Origin of the sequence: Sphaerisporangium rhizosphaerae (assembly GCF_042665155.1) — a bacterium.
GTDB lineage: Bacteria > Actinomycetota > Actinomycetes > Streptosporangiales > Streptosporangiaceae > Sphaerisporangium > Sphaerisporangium rhizosphaerae.
This window is the reverse complement of the sequence record NZ_JBHTCG010000025.1, coordinates 12,906-30,583: the sequence shown is the minus strand read 5'-3', so window position 1 is coordinate 30,583 and position 17,678 is coordinate 12,906. Positions and strand designations below refer to the sequence as shown.

The window sequence follows — 17,678 nt, the reverse complement described above, 5'->3', positions numbered from 1 at the left end:
GCGCGGCGGAGCGATCCCGGTCCGGCGCGTGGGAGCGCTCCCACTTTGTCAGCGGCCTGCAGAAAGTGAGCTGTTCCATGAGTGGTCCCCTGTCCGGCCCCCCGGCCTCGCCGCCACCGTCGTCCGTATGGCCCGCCTTCCGCCGCTTCGGAAGGCGGGAACTTCTCGCGGTCCTGGCCGCGGTGACCGCGGTCGCCGCCATGCTGCTGCCGGTCCGCGCCGCCTCCGCGGCGGACCCCGTGTGCAGGGTCGCCTACACCGTGAACCAGTGGGCCGGAGGGTTCACCGCCTCGGTCAAGGTCACCAACCTCGGGTCCGCGGTCACGAGCTGGCAGCTCCGCTGGGTGTTCGGCGGCGACCAGAAGGTGTCCAACGCCTGGAGCGCGACGGTCACCCAGTCGGGGACCGCCGTGACCGCCGCCAACGCCTCCTACAACGGCAACCTGGCCACCGGAGCGTCGGCGGACTTCGGCTTCCAGGGCACCTGGGCCTCCGCCAACCCCGTCCCGTCCGACTTCACCTTCAACGGGGTCAACTGCAACGGCACCGGTCCGACGCCCACTCCCACCCCGACGCCGACCCCCACGCCCACCGTGACCCCCACCGTCACGCCGACGCCGACCCCCACGCCGACGCCGACCCCCACACCGACCCCCACGCCCACGCCCACGCCGACGGTGGGCCCCCCGCCCGGCTGTAACGGCGCCGTGGTGTGCTCCGGCTTCGAGGACCAGACGTCCTCGCCGAGCGGGGACTGGCAGGTCGTCACGCCGAACTGCTCGGGCACCGGCACGGCGACGATCGACTCCTCCACCACCCACAGCGGCGGCAAGTCGCTGAAGATCAGCGGCGGGGGCAACTACTGCAACCACATCTTCGTGGGCACCACCAAGAACGTCTCCTCGATCGGCCCGGTGGTGTACGCGCGGATGTGGGTGAGGCACACCACCGCCCTTCCCGCCACGCACGTCAGCATGATCACCATGGCGGACTCGGCCAACGGCAACAAGGACCTGCGCATCGGCGGGCAGAACAGCGCGCTGCAGTGGAACCGCGAGTCCGACGACGCCACCCTGCCCGAGCAGAGCCCCACCGGGGTCTCGCAGAGCAGGCCGCTGCCCACCGGCCGCTGGGTCTGCCTGCGCTACCAGATCGACACGACCAAGCAGGCGATGAGCACCTACCTGGACGACCAGGAGGTCCCCGGCCTGCACCTGGACCAGACGCCCACCCGCGACATCGACTCCCAGTGGCTCAGCCGCACGACCGCTCCGCGCCCGGCGACCCTGCGCCTGGGCTGGGAGAGCTACGGCAGCGACTCCGACACCATCTGGTACGACGACGTCGCCTTCGGCTCCTCCCCGCTCTCCTGCTGAACCCGTCACGCCCACCGGCCGGTGGGCGTGGTGAACGATTCGCCGCCCGGTCCGCGAAGGGCCCGGGACGGACCACTCGTCCGTCCCGGGCCCTTCATCCGGTCCGCAGGGTCCCGGTCCCTCTCGGCGCGGCCGGACGCGCGCCGGCCTGCCGCACCAGAGGCGGCCGGTGCTCGCCGCGTGATCGGGTGCGCGGGCACCTGGGCCGGGACTTCGGCGGGGGCTCTCAGCCGCCGGCCGGTTCCGGCTCCCGGGGCGCCTCGGCGCTCGCGAGCCACCTCTCGTGGGCTTCGCTCAGCCGCCGCCACAGCCGCTCCTTGCGCTCCGGGGCGACATCGTCCAAGGTCAGGCCGAAGACGTCGGCCAGCGCCTCGAAGTAGTCGCGCCGGCCAGACAGCACCGAGGTCCCCTCCTCCGAGCCGATGCGGCTCAGGCTCAGGCCGCGCAGGCAGTCGACGCCCGCCGCGTCGCGCCGCTGCACCGACATAACCGACCGGAAGCTCGACTGCGGCGAGGCCGACAGTTCCTGGTGCTTCACGGCGAAGGCCGACATCTCGGCCGGCTCGGCGCGGAAGTCCATGCCGACGAAGCTGCCGCGCGGGTCGTGGTCGAACCGCAGGCCGCCCGGCTCGGCCGCCGAGGGCCGCAGCCGGTACTCGAAGGGGCCCTGCCGGTGGACGCCCTCGACGAGCGGGAGCGGTTCGTGAAGGGCGTCACCGAGGCCGACGTCCACGAACCACACCCCGTCCGGGCACCGCTCCGCGGGCAGCCCCGACACGGTGAGCGCCAGGTGGTTGCCGGTCACGCCCACGGGGGAGTCCGCCCCGCCCTGCACCCCGCCCACGTGCCGGGACACCCGGTACCCCAGCGCCGCGAGCAGCAGCGACAGGGCGCCGTTCAGATGGAAGCAGTAGCCGCCCCTGCCGCGCAGGATGCGCCCGGCGGACTCCAGCGGCTCCACCGAGGTCGGCTCGTCCATCCAGATGTGGAAGTACTCGTACGGCACGCGCTCGACGTGCGCCCGGTGCAGCCGCACCAGGGATTCGACGCTCGGCGGCCCGTCGAGCCCGCCCAGGCCGATACGGCGGAGATAGGTGGAGACATCCAAAGATCGCGTCACGGGGCAAGCTAATCAAGCTGCATCAGATCTGCACATATGCCTTCGGATAGTCTGCACGACCGGGTTCTAGGCTTCCCACCGTGACAGACCAGCGACGCGTCCTCGTGGTCGAAGACGACACCACCATCGCCCTCGCCGTGCGGAGCCGGCTCATGGCCGAAGGCTTCGACGTCCGCATCGCCGGCGACGGCGAGGAGGCGCTGGCCGCGTACGCGAAGGCCGAACCGGACCTCGTGGTGCTCGACCGCCTGCTGCCCGGCCTCGACGGCCTGGAGGTGTGCCGGCGGATGCAGGCCGCGCGGCCGGTTCCGGTGCTGATGCTGACCGCGCTGGGCGAGGAGACCGACGTGCTCGTCGGCCTCGGCGTCGGCGCCGACGACTACCTCACCAAGCCGTTCAGCATGCGCGAGCTGATGGCCAGGATCCACGCCCTGCTGCGCCGGGTCGAGCGGGCCGCCCAGCTCGCCCACGAGGACACGGTGATCCGCGCGGGCGACGTGGAGATCAACACGGCCGAGCGCAGGGTCTTCGTGCGCGGAGTGGAGGCGCAGCTGACGCGTACCGAGTTCGACCTGCTCAGGCGGCTCGCCGAGCGCCCCGGGCACGTCTTCGAACGCGAACGGCTGCTGTCGGACATCTGGGGCTTCTCCGAGGCCGCCGCCACCCGCACCGTGGACAGCCACGTGCGCTCCCTGCGCCGCAAGCTCGGCTCCGGCATCGTCCGGACGGTGCACGGCGTCGGCTACGCCCTGGTCAAGCCATGAGCCCCCGTCCCACGCCGAACGGCCCGCACCCCGGGAAAAAGGGGGGCGCGTCGTGAGGCCGCTCGACTTCCTGGGCCGGGTGAAGATCAAGATCGGGCTGGTCATCCTGCTCGCGGTGGCCACGGCCTTCGCGCTCAACGAGTACGGCCGCTCGCTGGGGGTCGTCCCCTGGGCCCGCATGGGGCTCGCCGCCGTCCTCAGCCTCGGAATGGTGCAGCTCGTCGGCCGGGGGATGACCGGGCCGCTACGCGAGATGGCCGCCGCCGCCCAGACGATCGCCAAGGGGCGGTACGGCATGCGCGTCAGGGCCACCTCCCGCGACGAGGTGGGCGAGCTCGCGCGGGCGTTCAACGCCATGGCGGCCGACCTCGGCGAGGTGGACCGGCAGCGCCGTGAACTGGTGGCCAACGTCAGCCACGAGCTGCGCACCCCCATCACCGGGCTGCAGGCCGTGCTGGAGAACCTCGTCGACGGCGTCTCCTCGCCCGACAACGCCACCCTCAGCACGGCGCTCACCCAGACCGAGCGCCTCGGCCGGCTGGTGGCGCAACTGCTCGACCTGTCGCGGCTGGACTCCGGCGCGCGGCCCATCGAGCCGGAACCCGTCGAGCTGGGCCCGCTGTGCGCCCAGGCCGTCCGGGAGGCCGGGCTCGCGCGCGAGGAGGTGGCGCTGTCCAGCTCGGTGCCCGCCGCACTGGGCGTCCACGCCGACCCCGCGCTGCTCGGCCAGGTGCTGGCCAACCTGCTCGACAACGGCGTCCGGCACAGCCCGTCCGGCGGCGCGGTCCGGCTCGAGGCCCGCCCGGCGGGCTCCGGAGTGCGGCTCAGCGTCACCGACGAGGGGCCCGGCATCCCCGCGCCGGAGCGGCCCCGGGTGTTCGAGCGGTTCTCCCGCCTGGACGCCGCCCGGGCGGCCGACGCGGGCGGCGCGGGCCTCGGCCTGGCCATCGTCAAGGAGATCGTCGAACTGCACGGCGGCTCGGTGCGGGTCGCCGACACCACCTCCGGCTGCCGCATGGTGGTCGACCTCCCCGGAAGGACCACGGTCATGAGCGACCTCCCCGACGACCCGCCCGGCGACCCCGCGTCCAGGTCGGGTGATCCCGTGTCCAGGTCCGGTGGTCCCGCGTCCAGGTCGGGTGATCCCGTGTCCAGGTCCGGTGGCGCCGAGCCGGGGCCGTCGCGCACGACACCTGCCCCGGTCGGGGCGCCCCAACCGTCCGGCGCCGTCCAGCGGTCCACGACGGAGGCCCGGTCGCGGCACGATGCCGGAACGGACGCACCCTCGAGCACCGCCGAAGCCCCGGATGCCCCGACCGGCGGCACACCCCCGATCTCCAGGCCGGGCGCCGCCGCCCTTCCGCCCGGCCCGCGTGTCCCGGCGCGGGCCGGCGAAGACACGGAAGATCCGAAGGAGGAGGCCGTAGGCATCGCGGACCAGTCCGTCGTGTCCGCCATGTCGGGCGTTCCCGACGCTCCTGACGCTCCGGCCGTCCTCGTCGTGCCCCGGAGACCCAAGCCGTCCGGGGAGCCGACGGCGCAGCCGGTGCCGGGCGCGGCGGAGTCACCGGCCGCGATCTCGGACTCCATCGCCGCGCGACCGCTCACCACTGCGGCACCTCGCACCGTCGCCGAGTCCGGCACCGGCGCGGAGTCCGGCACCGTCCCGGAGGTCGCCGCCGCGGCCGTGGGCCGGATGCCGGCCGGACCGTCCCCCGCCGCGGCAGGGGGACCGACCCCGGCCCGATCGTCCCCTGCCGCGGCCGAGGGCCGGGCCGCGGGCGGATCGTTCTCCGCCGTGAAGCCGCCGGTCCAGGATTCCCGGCCGCCCACACAGTCCGGCGCCACCACGGGGGCGCCGCCGGACTATGTGCCGCCGCCGTTGCTGCCGCGTCCGGCGCTCCCCCCGACGCCCCGCTGGCTGCTGCCCGTGGCGGCGGCGGTGGGTCTGCTCGCGGCGATCGCCCTGCCGGACGCGCGGGCCGGGCTGGGCGTGGTGCTGGTGGCCGTCGCCGCCGGCGCGGCCGTGCTCCCGGCGGCGCGCCGCCGCATCACCCCATGGACGGCCGCCTTCGGCCTGCTGGCGTACGCCCTGGTGGCGGTGGCCCTGGTCCGCGACGCCGAGTGGCTGGTCGGCCCCTCGCTGCTCGCGGGGTTCGGCCTGGCGGCGCTGGCGGTGTCGGGCGCGGGGCGGGGCTGGCCCGGCGTGATCCGCGGAGGGCTCTCGGTGGTCCTGGCCGTCTTCCCGCTGCCGTGGTTCCTCCTGGAACCGATCAAGGCCGTCGACCGCAGGCGCACCCTGGCGCCGATGCTCGCCGGGCTGGTCATCACGGCGGTGCTCCTGCTGGTGTTCGGCGTGTTGTTCGCCTCGGCCGACGCCGTCTTCGCCTCGTTCGTCTCCGAGGTGTTCACCGCCCCCGCCTGGGCCGAGTCCGTTCCGGTGCGGCTGGTGCTCTTCGGGGTGTTCGCGGCGCTGGTCGGGGCCGCCACGCTGGTCGCCCTGCGCCCGGCGGTCGAGCCGGCCGGCCGCCGGGCCCGCAGGCGGGTGAGCCTGGTCCTGTGGACCATCCCGCTCGGCGCGCTGGACCTGCTGTTCGCCGCCTTCGTGGCCGTGCAGATCAGCACGTTGTTCGGCGGGAACCGGCGGGTGATGGAGACCGCCGGGCTGACCTACGCCGAGTACGCCAGATCGGGATTCTTCGAGCTGGTCACGGTCAGCGTCTTCGTGCTCGGCCTGGTGGCGGTCGCGACGGCGGTGGTGGCCGCGCAGGGTCGCGAACGGCTGCTGCTGGCCGGCCTGCTCGGCGTCCTGTGCGGGCTCACCCTGGTGATCCTCGCCTCGGCGCTGCACCGCCTCGGGCTCTACATCGACGCCTACGGGCTGTCCAGCCTGCGCGCCTCGGTCGGGGCGGTGATCTGGTGGCTGGCGGCGGTGTTCGCGCTGGTGCTGGTCGCGGGCGCCATGCGGCTGGCCCGGCGGGACGCGGGCTGGCTGCCGCGCACGGTGGTGCTGGTGACGGCCCTGTCGCTGCTGACGTTCGCGATCTGGAACCCCGACCTGCGGGTCGCCGAGTCGCAGCTCGGCATCCGCAAGGTCTCGGAGCTCGATTTCAACTACATCACCGACCTCAGCGCCGACGCCGTGCCGGCCATCGACGGGTTGCCCCCTCAGGTGCGCGACTGCCTGCTGTCCCAGATGTCGTCGGTGCGGCGGCTGAGCGCGCGGGACGGCTGGAACGGGTGGAACCTGGCGCGCGAGCACGCCCGTGATCTGCTCGGCGACCGGCCTCCGATGGAGCCGTCCTCGGCGTGCGGGGAGGATATAAGGTCGCCTGGGACATAGGTCAGACACGGGCGGGCTCGTCGAAAGGCACGGCTGCGGTGCACGGTTCGGTATACGTCTACGTCGAGGACGTGCGCGACGAGGGCGCCGGGCGGGTCCTCGACCGCATCGCCGGCTACGGCGTGCGCGAGGTGACGGTCGCCGCCGCCTACCACGGCGCCCGTGACGTCACCCCGCACGGCGCCTCGCGGGTGACCGTCCGCTCCGACGGCGTGCACTTCCCGCCGCCCGCCGACCTGTTCACCGGCCTGCGGCTCGCGCCGCCCGTGCAGCCGGGGGCCGAGGGCGAGCCGCTCGCGGCGCTGCGCTCGGCTGCGGCCGAACGGGGCATGGCCCTGCACGGCTGGGCGGTGTTCCTGCACGACCTGACCCTCGGCCTGGCCAACCCCGACGTCACGGTGCACGACTGCTTCGGCGGGCGCGGCTTTCCCGCGGCGCTGTGCCCGGCCCATCCGGACGTCCGCCTGTACGCCGTCGCCCTGGCCAGGGCGACGGCCCGGCAGGGCGTCGACAGCGTGGTCGCTGAGTCCCTGCACTTCGGGGGGTTCGCCCAGGGATACCAGCAAGAGAGGTGCTTCGTCCCGCTCGGTCCGATGGACGAGTTCCTGTTCTCGCTGTGCTTCTGCACGTGGTGCATGCGGCGGGCGACCGACCTCGGCGTCAAGGCGGAGGTCGCCCGCGAGGAGTGCGCGCGCATCGTCGGCGGGGTGCTCGACGGCGACCCGCCCGCGCAGGGCGAGGTCACGCGGGCCGCGCTGACGGCGTACGCGGGGCCGGACGTGGTGGCCTACGCGCGGGCCCGGTCCGAGACGGTGACCTCCCTGGTCAGCGAGGTGTCCTCCGCGGTCGCCGCCGAGGGCGCCACGCTGACCTTCCTGGACGGCACCGGCCATCGCAAGGGGTACGCCGACGGGCTGCCGCCCGCCGGGCTCGCGGCGCACGACGCCTGGCAGCTCGGGGTCGACCTGGTGGCGCTGGGCGACCTGGTCCCGTCGTTCGGGGTCCTCGCCTACGCCAGGGACGCCGCCAGGGTCGCCGACGACGTGAGCGCCTACCGCCGCTCGGTCGGCAACGACAGGGAGCTGCGCGTCGTGCTGCGCCCGGGCAGGCCGGACACCGACTCCGAGGAGCGGCTGGCCGCGAAGGTCCGCGCGGTGCGGGCCGCGGGCGGCGACGCGGTGGACTTCCACGCCTACGGGCTCGTGCCTTACAGCGTCCTGGACCGCATCCCCGGAGCCCTCGGCCGCGAAGCCTGATCCCCGCCCGCGGCACGCGATCGCGGAGGGAGAGCGCTCTCCGGTGGTGAAGCGGCCGGGTGCGCGGTGGTTGCGGTGCTTTCAGAACGGTCCGTTCACGGCGGTGCACCGGGGCTCAGCTCGCGAAATGGGGCTTCCGCAGTGTCCTGTCCCGTCTTGCCTGGTCAGCGAGGTAGGGCGAGCCGCGTCCACGGTGGTCGGCGCGATGAACGACAGAGAGCGCTCTCACGATCTTCGAGAAACATTTTCTCGCTGTTGACACCGGTTGTGGAGGCATCTAGCGTCAGCGGCGCTGAGAGCGTTACATCCACGTTACGTCGACGAGAACACCTGGTTCCCCGCCGTCGCGGACCTCGAACGGCCGTCGGGCCCGCGCCACCGAGCCGCCGCCGGTCGCCGCCCTATCGCGGGCGGCGGCCGGTTCACCCCCCACGACGAAAGCCTCTCCGCATGACCTGTGACCTGACCTCGAACCACCGCGACTCCGGCGACCCCGGAAACCGCCGAGCGAGGCGACGGTCCGCCGGGACGGCCGCCGCCGTCCTGCTCGCCGGACTGCTCGTCACCATGCCCGCCGCCCCCGCCGACGCCGCCACCGTGTCCGTAGGAGCCGGCGGGTACACGACCGACCTGCCCGCCGGCGCCTCCGGCCCGGCCGACAGCACCGGCGCGCCGGTGAACCCGAAGGTCACCTCGGCCGTCACCGCCAAGGTGCCGACCAACGACTGGTGGTCGTCCCTGGCCTTCCAGCGCTACGCGGGCAACCCGTACTCGGAGAACATGTACGCCCATCCGCTGACCTTCCACGCCGTCGCCGGCGGGCTCGAGGTCGGCTACCCCACCACGCCGGGCATCGGCGCGACGCAGTACGACTACGCGCACGCCCGCGACCTGACCCTCGGCGTCACCGGGCTGAACGCGCCGCGCACCCAGGTCGACGGCTGGTCCGACTGGACGGTGACCCCCTACTGGTCCGACGGCGCCCGCACGCTGCGCGCCACGATCGGCCACGGGCTGCCGTTCGTCTACGCCACCCCGAGCGGCGGGGACGGACGGGTGGACTTCGCGGCCACCCCGACCATCTGGGCCGACCGCGGCAACGTGCTGGGCGCCACGGTGAACGGCCACGACTACGCCCTGTTCGCCCCCACGGGGACCGACTGGGCCATCTCCGGCACCGCGGCCACCGTCGCCCTCGGCGGCAGGAACTACCTCAGCGTCGCCGCCCTGCCCGCGCGCGGCGCGCTGGACCTGTTCGCCAAGTACGCCTACTCGTTCGTCACCGGGACCACGGTGAGCTGGTCCTACGACGAGGCCGCCGCCCGGCTCACGACCACCTACACCGCCGCCACCAGCGCCAAGGAGGGCACCCAGACCGGCACGCTCCTGGCGCTGTACCGGCACCAGTGGCAGGCCACCTCCGACCCGCTCACGAGCTACACCTACCTCTCGCCGCGCGGCACGATGAAGCTGCGCGAAGGCGCCTCGTTCAGCACCCGGCAGACCTTCCACGGCGTCCTGCCGTCCCTGCCCGATCTCGGCGCCTACGACCGGGCCCGGCTCGGCGACTTCGTCCGGCAGGAGGCCGACGCCGCCGACCCGTACAAGGGCGCCGGCGACACCTACTGGGCGGGCAAGGCACTCGGACGGCTCGCCCAGCTCGTGCCCATCGCCGACCAGCTCGGCGACACCGCCTCGCGCGACAAGCTCCTCGGCCTGCTCAAGACCAAGCTGCAGAGCTGGTTCACCGCCGGCGGCGAGCAGTTCCGCTACGACGCCACCTGGGGCATCCTCACCGGCTACCCGGCCTCCTACGGCAGCGACACCGAGGTCAACGACCACCACTTCCACTACGGCTACTACCTGATGGCCGCCGCCACCGTCGCCCGCTACGACCGGGCGTGGGCCGCCGACGGGCAGTGGGGAGGCATGGCCAAGCTGCTGGCCAAGGACGCCAACAACTGGGACCGTTCGGACACCCGGTTCCCGTTCCTGCGCAACTTCGACCCGTACGCGGGCAACGGGTGGGCCTCCGGCCACCAGGGCTTCGCCGCGGGCAACAACGAGGAGTCGTCCTCGGAGGGGATGAACTTCGCCGCCGGAGCGCTGCTGCTGGGCGCCGCGACCGGCGACACCGCCCTGCGCGACCTCGGCGTCTACCTCTACACCACGCAGGCGGCCACCATCGCGCAGTACTGGTACGACGTGGACGGCGCGGTGTTCCCCGCGGGTTTCGCGCCCGACACCGCCGGCATGATCTGGGGCGACGGCGCCGCCCACGCCACCTGGTGGACGGGCAACCCCGAGGAGATCCACGGGATCAACTACCTGCCCATCACCGGCGGCTCGCTCTACCAGGGGCTCTACCCGGCCAAGGTCAGGGCCGGGCTGGCCGAGATGGAGGCCGAGAACGGCGGGCCCGCCGTGGAGTGGCGCGACGTCATCTGGCAGTACCGCGCGCTCGGCGACCCCGCCGCCGCCAAGGCGAACTGGGACGCGGGCTGGAGCTCCTACAGCCCGGAGTCCGGCGACTCCAAGGCGCACGCCTACCACTGGATCTACAACCTGGCCAGGCTCGGCACGGTCGACGCGGCGGTCACCGCCGACATCCCGACGGCCGCCGTCTTCAGCCTGAACGGTACGCGCACCTACGTCGCCCACAACTTCGGCGTCTCGGCGCGGACGGTGACCTTCTCCGACGGCAAGCGGCTGGACGTGCCGGCCGCGTCCACCGCGACCAGCGCGGGCGGCGGCGGGCCCACGCCCACGCCGACGCCCACTCCCACTCCTACTGCGACGCCCACTCCGACCCCGACCCCGACGCCGACTCCTACGCCTGGGGGCCCGGTGCGGTACCTGCTCGGCGGGGGAGGGCTCGGCGCGGCCGCCGGGACGGCCGGGGCCGACACCGTCGCCTCCGCCGGCGGCGTCAACCACGACGGCACCCCGGCCAACCCGCTCGTCTACACCGCCGGCGGCCTCACCATGACCTCCACCGGCGCCGCCACCGCGTTCGACCTGTACCTGGACGCGGGGACCGCGGTGGGCAACGGCGTCCAGGCGCGGGTCTCCTACGACCTCACCGGAGACGGCTCCTACGACCGCGTCGAGACCTACCGCTACTTCGCCACCGACCCGGTCGCGGGCTGGGAGCACTACACCCAGGCCGCCGGGCTCGCCTCCTCGACCGGCGCCCTCGGCAACCTGGTCAACGGCCGGGTGAGGGTCGAGGTGTGGAGCGCCATCGGCGTCAACCCGACCTCTCTGGGGGTCGGCAACCGCTCGGTCCTGACCCTTCCGTTCCGCTGACCACGCGGCTCCGTCACCGGCCCGTCCAACCAGCCTGAGCCGCCGACCCGTCCGCTCTGTCCGACCCGTCCGACCCGTCCGACTCGTCTGACCCGTCCTACTCGTCCCACTCGTCCCCGAGAGATGAGGAGCATCATGGGCATGACCACCGATCCACCGGCGCGCCGCCGCTCCCGGCTGCGCGCCGTGCTGGCCGCCGCCGGAGCCGCCGTCCTCCCGATCATCGCGCTGACCCTCGGCGGCGGGCCCGCCGGGGCCTCGGTCCCCGCCACGCCGAGCGGCTGGAACCTGGTGTGGAGCGACGACTTCAACGGCTCCGCCGGGACGCCGCCCTCGTCGGCCAACTGGATCATCGACACCGGGCACGCCTACCCGGGCGGTCCCGGCAACTGGGGCACCGGCGAGATCCAGAACTACACCGCGAACGCCTCCAACGTGAGCCTGGACGGCGGCGGAAACCTGCGCATCACGCCCGTCAGAAGCGGCTCGGGGGAGTGGACCTCCGCGCGCATCGAGACCCGGCGCACCGACTTCAAGCCGGCGGCCGGCGCCGTCCTGCGCATCGAGGGCCGCATCCAGATGCCCGACGTCACCGGCGACGCGGCGCTCGGCTACTGGCCGGCGTTCTGGGCGCTGGGCTCGCCCTACCGGGGCAACTACCAGAACTGGCCGGCCATCGGCGAGTTCGACATCATGGAGAACGTCAACGGGATCAACTCCGTGTGGGGCGTCCTCCACTGCGGCACCAACCCCGGCGGCGCCTGCGCCGAGACCAACGGCATCGGCGCCAGCCGTGCCTGCCCGGGCTCCACCTGCCAGTCGGCCATGCACACATACCGCTTTGAATGGGACCGTTCGGTCACCCCCAACCAGCTGCGCTGGTACGTCGACGGGCAGCAGTTCCACAGCGTCAGCCAGAGCCAGCTGGACGCCACCACGTGGAACAACATGACCGGCCACGGCGGATACTTCCTGCTGCTCAACGTGGCGATGGGCGGCGCGTTCCCCAACGGCGTCTCCGGCCGCTCCACCCCGACGTCGGCCACCGTCTCCGGACGGCCCATGGTGGTCGACTACGTGGCGGTCTGGCAGAGCGGCGGCACCACCACCCCGCCCCCGAGCACGCCGCCGCCCAGCTCGCCGCCGCCGGGCGGCGTCGACGCCCGCTCCACCATCCAGGCCGAGCGGTACCAGGCGCAGTCCGGCACCCAGCTGGAGACCACCACCGACAGCGGCGGCGGCCAGAACGTCTCCTACATCGCCAACGGCGACTGGCTCCGCTTCGACGGGGTGAACTTCGGCTCCACCGCCGCCCGGCAGTTCGTGGCCCGCGTCGCCTCCGGAGCCCCCGGCGGCGTCAGCGGCCTGATCCAGGTGCGGCTCGACAGCCTCACCGCCGCACCCATCGGCGACTTCGCCGTCGGCAACACCGGCGGCTGGCAGAGCTGGCGCACCGTCCCGGCCAACATCTCCGGCGTCACCGGAACCCACACCGTCTACCTCACCTTCGCAAGCGGCCAACCCGCGGACTTCGCCAACCTCAACTGGTTCACCTTCACCAGCTGACCCCCGCCACCCCGCGCCTCGACCGGTCCCGGTCCGCCGAGGCTCGGGGTGGCGCATGCCCCTGCGGTGACCACAGTCCTTCATCGGGTCGGGCTCTGTACCGTTTCGTGGGGGATGTGATCGGCGCCGGGGCGGCGGGTCGTGGTACGGCGATGACGGCGCCGTCGTGCGGCGGGTGGCCGGCCTGCGCCGAGTGGTGGCGTCGTTACCCGGCTGGCGTTGGTGGCGTCGTTATGCTGGGTCGATGAAGATCCGGATGGTGGGCGCGGTCAGCGGCGCCCTGCCGGCGGCGCTGGCGTTGACCCTGGCCGCCGGGTGCGCCACGTCGGAGGGCGCGTCGCCACGGGCGTCCGGCGGGGCCTCGCCCGCCACGTCCGAGGGAGCCTCTTCCGCCGTCGAGGAGGCCTCGCCGGCGGCGTCCGAGGCGGCGTCGCCCGTGGCGGGCCTGCAGGTGAGCAGCCCGGCGTTCGGGGACGGCGCGGCCATACCGCGCAAGCATGCCTGCGCCGTCCAAGGAGGCCAGGACGTCTCGCCCGCGCTCTCCTGGTCCGGCGTCCCGTCCGAGGCCCGCGAGCTGGCGGTCATCGTGGACGACCCGGACGCGCCCGGCGGCTCGTACATCCACTGGATCGTGACCGGCCTGCCCGCCTCGCTGACCGGCCTCGGCCAGGGAACGACGGAGGGAAAGACGCTGCCCGGCAGCGGCGGCGCTCCTTCGTACGCCGGCCCGTGCCCGCCGGGCGGCACGCATCACTACCACTTCATCGTGTACGCGCTGCGCGACCGGTTCCAGCCGGTCGGCGACCCGCGGGCCGTGTACGCCCGGCTCAAGAAGGCCGCCATCGCCTCCGGCGAGACGGTCGGCACCTGGACCCGGCGCCCCTGACCGAACATCCGCCCGCTCGGGGCGCGCGGTCAGAACGGCGGACGGCGTCCGTGCGGCTGGAGCCGCCGTCGAGTCGCCCGAGGGCTGGCCCGGCCGGTCAGCGGGAGCGGGCGCCGCTTCCGGCGAGCGCGGTGGCGACGCCCAGTCCGAGGTAGACGCAGCCGCTGACGTACCGCAGCGCCCTGTGCCTGCGGCGCAGCAGCCCGCTCAGCGTGCCCGCGCCGAGGGCGTACACCATGTCGGCGGCGATGCCGAACATCAGCAGGGTCAGCCCGAGAACCACGATCTGCAGGGCGGGAGACCCGGCCGCGGGGTCGACGAACTGGGGGAGGAAGGCCAGGAAGAACAGGATGACCTTCGGGTTGAGCACGTTGACGATCACGCCCTCGAGGAAGACCTTGCGCAGCGGCTGGGTGGCCGCCGCGCGCGCCGCGGCGCCGTCCCCCGAGGCCAGTGTGCGGATGCCGAGGTAGACCAGATACAGGGCGCCCGCCCACTTGACGGCCGTGAACGCCGCCGCCGAGCGCGCGATCAGGTACGAGAGCCCGGCTGCTGCCGCGGCGATGTGCAGCAGCGTTCCCGTCTCCACCCCGACGGCCGAGGCCACCGCGGCCGCCCGTCCCTGCGCGATGCCGCGCGCGGTGATGTACAGGTTGTTCGGGCCGGGGACGACGACCAGCACCAGCGCGGCCACCGAGAAGACCACCAACGTCGAGGCAGAGACCATGCCCGCGACCCTAACCTCCACCGGACCAGCAGAAGTGGTCCATAACCATCCCTTCCTCCCAGTCCAAAGCCTGCTTGACGACGAGCGGCACCGTCGCCGAACGACGGGTCCGATCACCGGCACTCACCTCCGTCCAGGTCCGGGGTGCTTCGGCGGGAGGTCCGCGACCTCGGTCGCCTGCTGCCACGGCCGGCCGAGGTCGCGGACGGGAAGGCAGGGCATGGGCGGGTTGTGGCGGCTCTGCGGCGATTCCGGGTTCTGTCGGGCGGGCGTGCGATACTCCCCAACGTGGTGTGGCGGGAGGCGGGCAGCGCTCTTGTGGGGCGGTCGAGTGAGCTCGGTCGCCTCGTCGGGGTGCTCGACGCCGCCGCCTCGGGGCAGGCAGGAGTGGCCGTCGTCAGCGGCGACGCCGGCATCGGCAAGAGCCGCCTGGTCGCCGAGCTCGTCGCCCTGGCCCGGGCCCAGGGGTTCGCCGTGCTGACCGGCCAGTGCGCCGAGCTGGGTGACGCCCTGCCCTACCTCCCCCTCGCCGACGCCCTTCGCGGCGCGGCCGGCGACTCCGGCCTGGCGCAGGCCATCGAGGCGCGTCCGATGCTGCGCAGGCTGACGCCCGGCGCCTGGCTCGACCCCCAGCCCGCGGCCGGTTCGGGGCTCACCCAGCAGCAGCTCTTCGGCTCGACGCTCGACTTCCTCGCCGAGGCCTCGGCCGGAAGGCCGGTCCTGTTCGTGCTCGAAGACCTCCACTGGGCCGACCGGTCCACCCGTGACCTGCTGGTCTTCCTCAGCCGCATGTTGCAGCACGAGCGGGTGTGCCTGCTCGGCACCTACCGCACCGATGACCTGCACCGGCGCCACCCGCTCCGGCCCCTGCTGGCCGAGCTGCAGCGCCTCCCGTCGGTCACCGCGGTGCGCCTCGGCCCGCTGGACGCCGACGCGCTGTCCGACCACCTGGTTGCCCTCGGCGGCGCCGACGCCAGGGCGATCGGCGACATCATCACGCGCGCCGAGGGCAACCCCTTCTACGCCGAAGAACTGCTCGCCGCCGAGGGCCTGCCGTACAACGTGGCCAACCTGCTGCTCGCGCGCGTCGAACGGCTGTCGGAGCCCGCGCAGAGCGTGCTGCGGGCCGCCGCGGTCGCCGGCCGGCGCATCGACCACGACCTGCTGCAGAAGGTCTCCGGCCTGCAGGACATCGAGCTGGAGGAGGCCATCCGCGAGATCGCCTCCCGAGGGCTGATGCTGCCCGACGGCGACTACGGCTACGCGTTCCGCCACGCCCTGCTCCAGGAGGCCGTCTACACCGATCTGCTCCCCGGAGAGCGCGCGCGGCTGCACAGCCGCTTCACCCGTCTGCTCGACTCGCCGGCCGAGCTCGCCTACCACTACCTGGCCGGTCACGATCTGCCCGGCGCCCTGGCCGCGTCCGTGGCGGCCGGACGGCGAGCCGACCGGCTGGGCGCGCCCGTCGAGGCCCACGACCACTACGATCGGGCTCTCGCGCTGTGGCAGCGCGTCCCCGACGCCGAGCGGGTGGCGGGCATCGACCGCGTGCGGCTGGCGCTGCTGTCCGCCGCCGCGGCCGAAGAGAGCGGAGCCACCCACCGGGCCGTCGCCCAGATACGGGAGGTCCTGGCCGTCGAGCGGCCGACGGCCGAGATCTGGGAGCGGCTCGCGTACTACCTGATCGACGCCGGGGACGACGCCGGCGCCGTCGAAGCCGCCAAGACCGCCGTCCACCTGGCCACCGAGGCCGCGGACGAGGAAGACGACCACGGTCCGGCGGACGACCAGGCCGAACGGCGTCAGGTCAAGAACTGCCGGGCCGCTCTGCTGGCCAGATCCCTGGCGACGTACGCGCGTGCCCTGGTCTGGAGTCCTCAGCACGGCGAGGTCGAGCAGCTCGCCGGCCGCGCGCTCGAAGCCGCGCGCGCGTCGGGCGTGCGCGACGCCGAGGCCAGCGCGTTGATCACCCTGGCCGTCGTCGCCGACATCGGCGGCGACCGGCAGCGGGCCGAGGACGTGCTGACCACCGCGGCCGCCGGCGTGCCCTCCGGCAATCTCTCCATCGACCTGCGTGCCATCTTCAGCCTCGCCCGGGTGCAGTACGACCGCGGTAACCTCGCCGATGCCGCCGCCACCGCCGACCGCGGCGTCGGCCTGGCCCGCGAGACCGGCCTGACCTGGAGCAACTACGGCACCGACCTGCGATTCCTGCGGCTGCTCATCCACTACACGGCCGGAGAGTGGGAGCAGGCGGGAGAGCTGGCCGCGGGGTTCGCGGCGCGGGTGGGCAGGCTTCCCGAGGCATGGTTGTCGGGGTACGCGCTCTTCGTGGAGGTCGCGCGCGGCGACCCGATCGTCGAGGAACGCATGGTCTGGCTCAGGCCGTTCTGGCGCGACCCGCTGGTCAGCTACATCTCCCGCACCCTGGCCGCCGAGCACGCGCTGTGGAACGGCGACCCGCGCTCCGCCATGGAGCACATCGACGCGGTGATCGCGGTGCTCGAGCCCTTCGACCCCGGCATGATCCGCGTCTGCGCCACCGGCCTGTGGGCGCTGGCCGAGCTCGGGCAGCACCCGCCACGCGCCGACGACCAGGCGAAGGCCGACGACCTGCTGCGGCGCGCCCACCAGGCGGCGACCCTCGGGCCCGGCTCGGGCACCCGGGGCGCCATGGGGGTCGAAGGCCGGGCATGGCTGGCCAAGGCCGAGGCCGAACGGCGGCGAGCCGGCGGCGACGCCGATCCCGCGGCCTGGCGGGCGGTCGTGGACGCCTTCGACTTCGGGTCGGTCTACGAGGTCGCACGGGCGCGCTGGCGCCTCGCCGAGGCCCTGCTCGCCACGGCGGACCGCGACGAGGCGTACGCGCAGTGGCGACAGGCCGTCGACACGGCCGCCGCGCTCGGCGCCGCGCCGCTCCACCGTGCGCTCACCGACCTCGGCCGCAGGGCCCGCTTCCCCTCCCCGTCCAAGCAGGACACCACGGACACCGCGTCCCCGGAAGCGACGTCATCGCCCTCGTCTTCCGCCGACTCCGCCGCCTTGGCCGCAGCGCCGGCCGACCACGGCGGTCCCACGATCTCCCTGACCGGCCGCGAGCAGGAGGTTCTCGCCCTGGTCGCCGCCGGCCTGTCCAACCGCGAGATCGCCGAGCGGCTCTTCATCACGCACAAGACCGTGAGCGTGCACGTCTCGAACATCCTCGCCAAGCTGGGCGTCTCCTCCCGCACCCAGGCCGCCGCCTACGCTCACCAGCACGGCCTGCTCCCCTGAGGCCGCCACCCGCCTCGCCCAACGCGCGGCCGGCGCGCTTCCGGCCTCACTCCAGGAT

Annotated in this window: 10 protein-coding genes; 8 read left to right on the top strand and 2 right to left on the bottom strand. The window is 73.7% G+C overall.

The genetic code is table 11. The features are described 5' to 3' along the window. Positions 1-77: 77 nt before the first annotated feature. Positions 78-1,376, top strand: coding sequence for a cellulose-binding domain-containing protein (locus ACFQSB_RS28820; RefSeq protein WP_380830023.1), 1,299 nt, complete (start codon positions 78-80; stop codon positions 1,374-1,376). A gap of 226 nt (positions 1,377-1,602) precedes the next feature. Here ACFQSB_RS28820 and ACFQSB_RS28815 read toward each other — a convergent pair whose 3' ends face one another. Continuing rightward, positions 1,603-2,496 (bottom strand): arylamine N-acetyltransferase family protein, encoded by an 894-nt coding sequence (locus ACFQSB_RS28815; protein ID WP_380830022.1) that lies wholly within the window; start codon positions 2,494-2,496, stop codon positions 1,603-1,605. Between the two features lie 80 nt (positions 2,497-2,576). On the opposite strand from ACFQSB_RS28815, the gene ACFQSB_RS28810 reads away from it, so the two are divergent. From ACFQSB_RS28810 to ACFQSB_RS28785, 6 genes are all read left to right on the top strand, one after another. Next, the gene (locus ACFQSB_RS28810) at positions 2,577-3,260 is read left to right on the top strand and encodes a response regulator transcription factor (RefSeq protein ID WP_380830021.1); all 684 of its coding nucleotides are present in this window, start codon (positions 2,577-2,579) and stop codon (positions 3,258-3,260) included. Positions 3,261-3,312: 52 nt separating this feature from the next. After that, positions 3,313-6,603, top strand: coding sequence for a DUF4153 domain-containing protein (locus tag ACFQSB_RS28805; RefSeq protein WP_380830020.1), 3,291 nt, complete (start codon positions 3,313-3,315; stop codon positions 6,601-6,603). Positions 6,604-6,641: 38 nt separating this feature from the next. After that, positions 6,642-7,859, top strand: coding sequence for a hypothetical protein (locus tag ACFQSB_RS28800; protein WP_380830019.1), 1,218 nt, complete (start codon positions 6,642-6,644; stop codon positions 7,857-7,859). A 450-nt stretch (positions 7,860-8,309) separates the two neighbouring features. Further along, positions 8,310-11,168, top strand: a complete 2,859-nt coding sequence (locus ACFQSB_RS28795; RefSeq protein WP_380830018.1) for a glycosyl hydrolase — start codon at positions 8,310-8,312, stop codon at positions 11,166-11,168. A 141-nt stretch (positions 11,169-11,309) separates the two neighbouring features. Then, the gene (locus ACFQSB_RS28790) at positions 11,310-12,734 is read left to right on the top strand and encodes a glycoside hydrolase family 16 protein (protein WP_380830017.1); all 1,425 of its coding nucleotides are present in this window, start codon (positions 11,310-11,312) and stop codon (positions 12,732-12,734) included. A 244-nt stretch (positions 12,735-12,978) separates the two neighbouring features. Further along, entirely contained in the window at positions 12,979-13,620 is a 642-nt protein-coding gene (locus tag ACFQSB_RS28785) for a YbhB/YbcL family Raf kinase inhibitor-like protein (protein WP_380830016.1), read from the top strand. Positions 13,621-13,717: 97 nt separating this feature from the next. Here the strand turns inward: ACFQSB_RS28785 and ACFQSB_RS28780 are convergent, their stop codons facing one another. Continuing rightward, entirely contained in the window at positions 13,718-14,347 is a 630-nt protein-coding gene (locus tag ACFQSB_RS28780; RefSeq protein WP_354836622.1) for a LysE family translocator, read from the bottom strand. Between the two features lie 288 nt (positions 14,348-14,635). On the opposite strand from ACFQSB_RS28780, the gene ACFQSB_RS28775 reads away from it, so the two are divergent. Next, positions 14,636-17,620, top strand: coding sequence for a helix-turn-helix transcriptional regulator (locus tag ACFQSB_RS28775; RefSeq protein WP_380830015.1), 2,985 nt, complete (start codon positions 14,636-14,638; stop codon positions 17,618-17,620). The last annotated feature ends 58 nt before the right edge of the window (positions 17,621-17,678 follow it).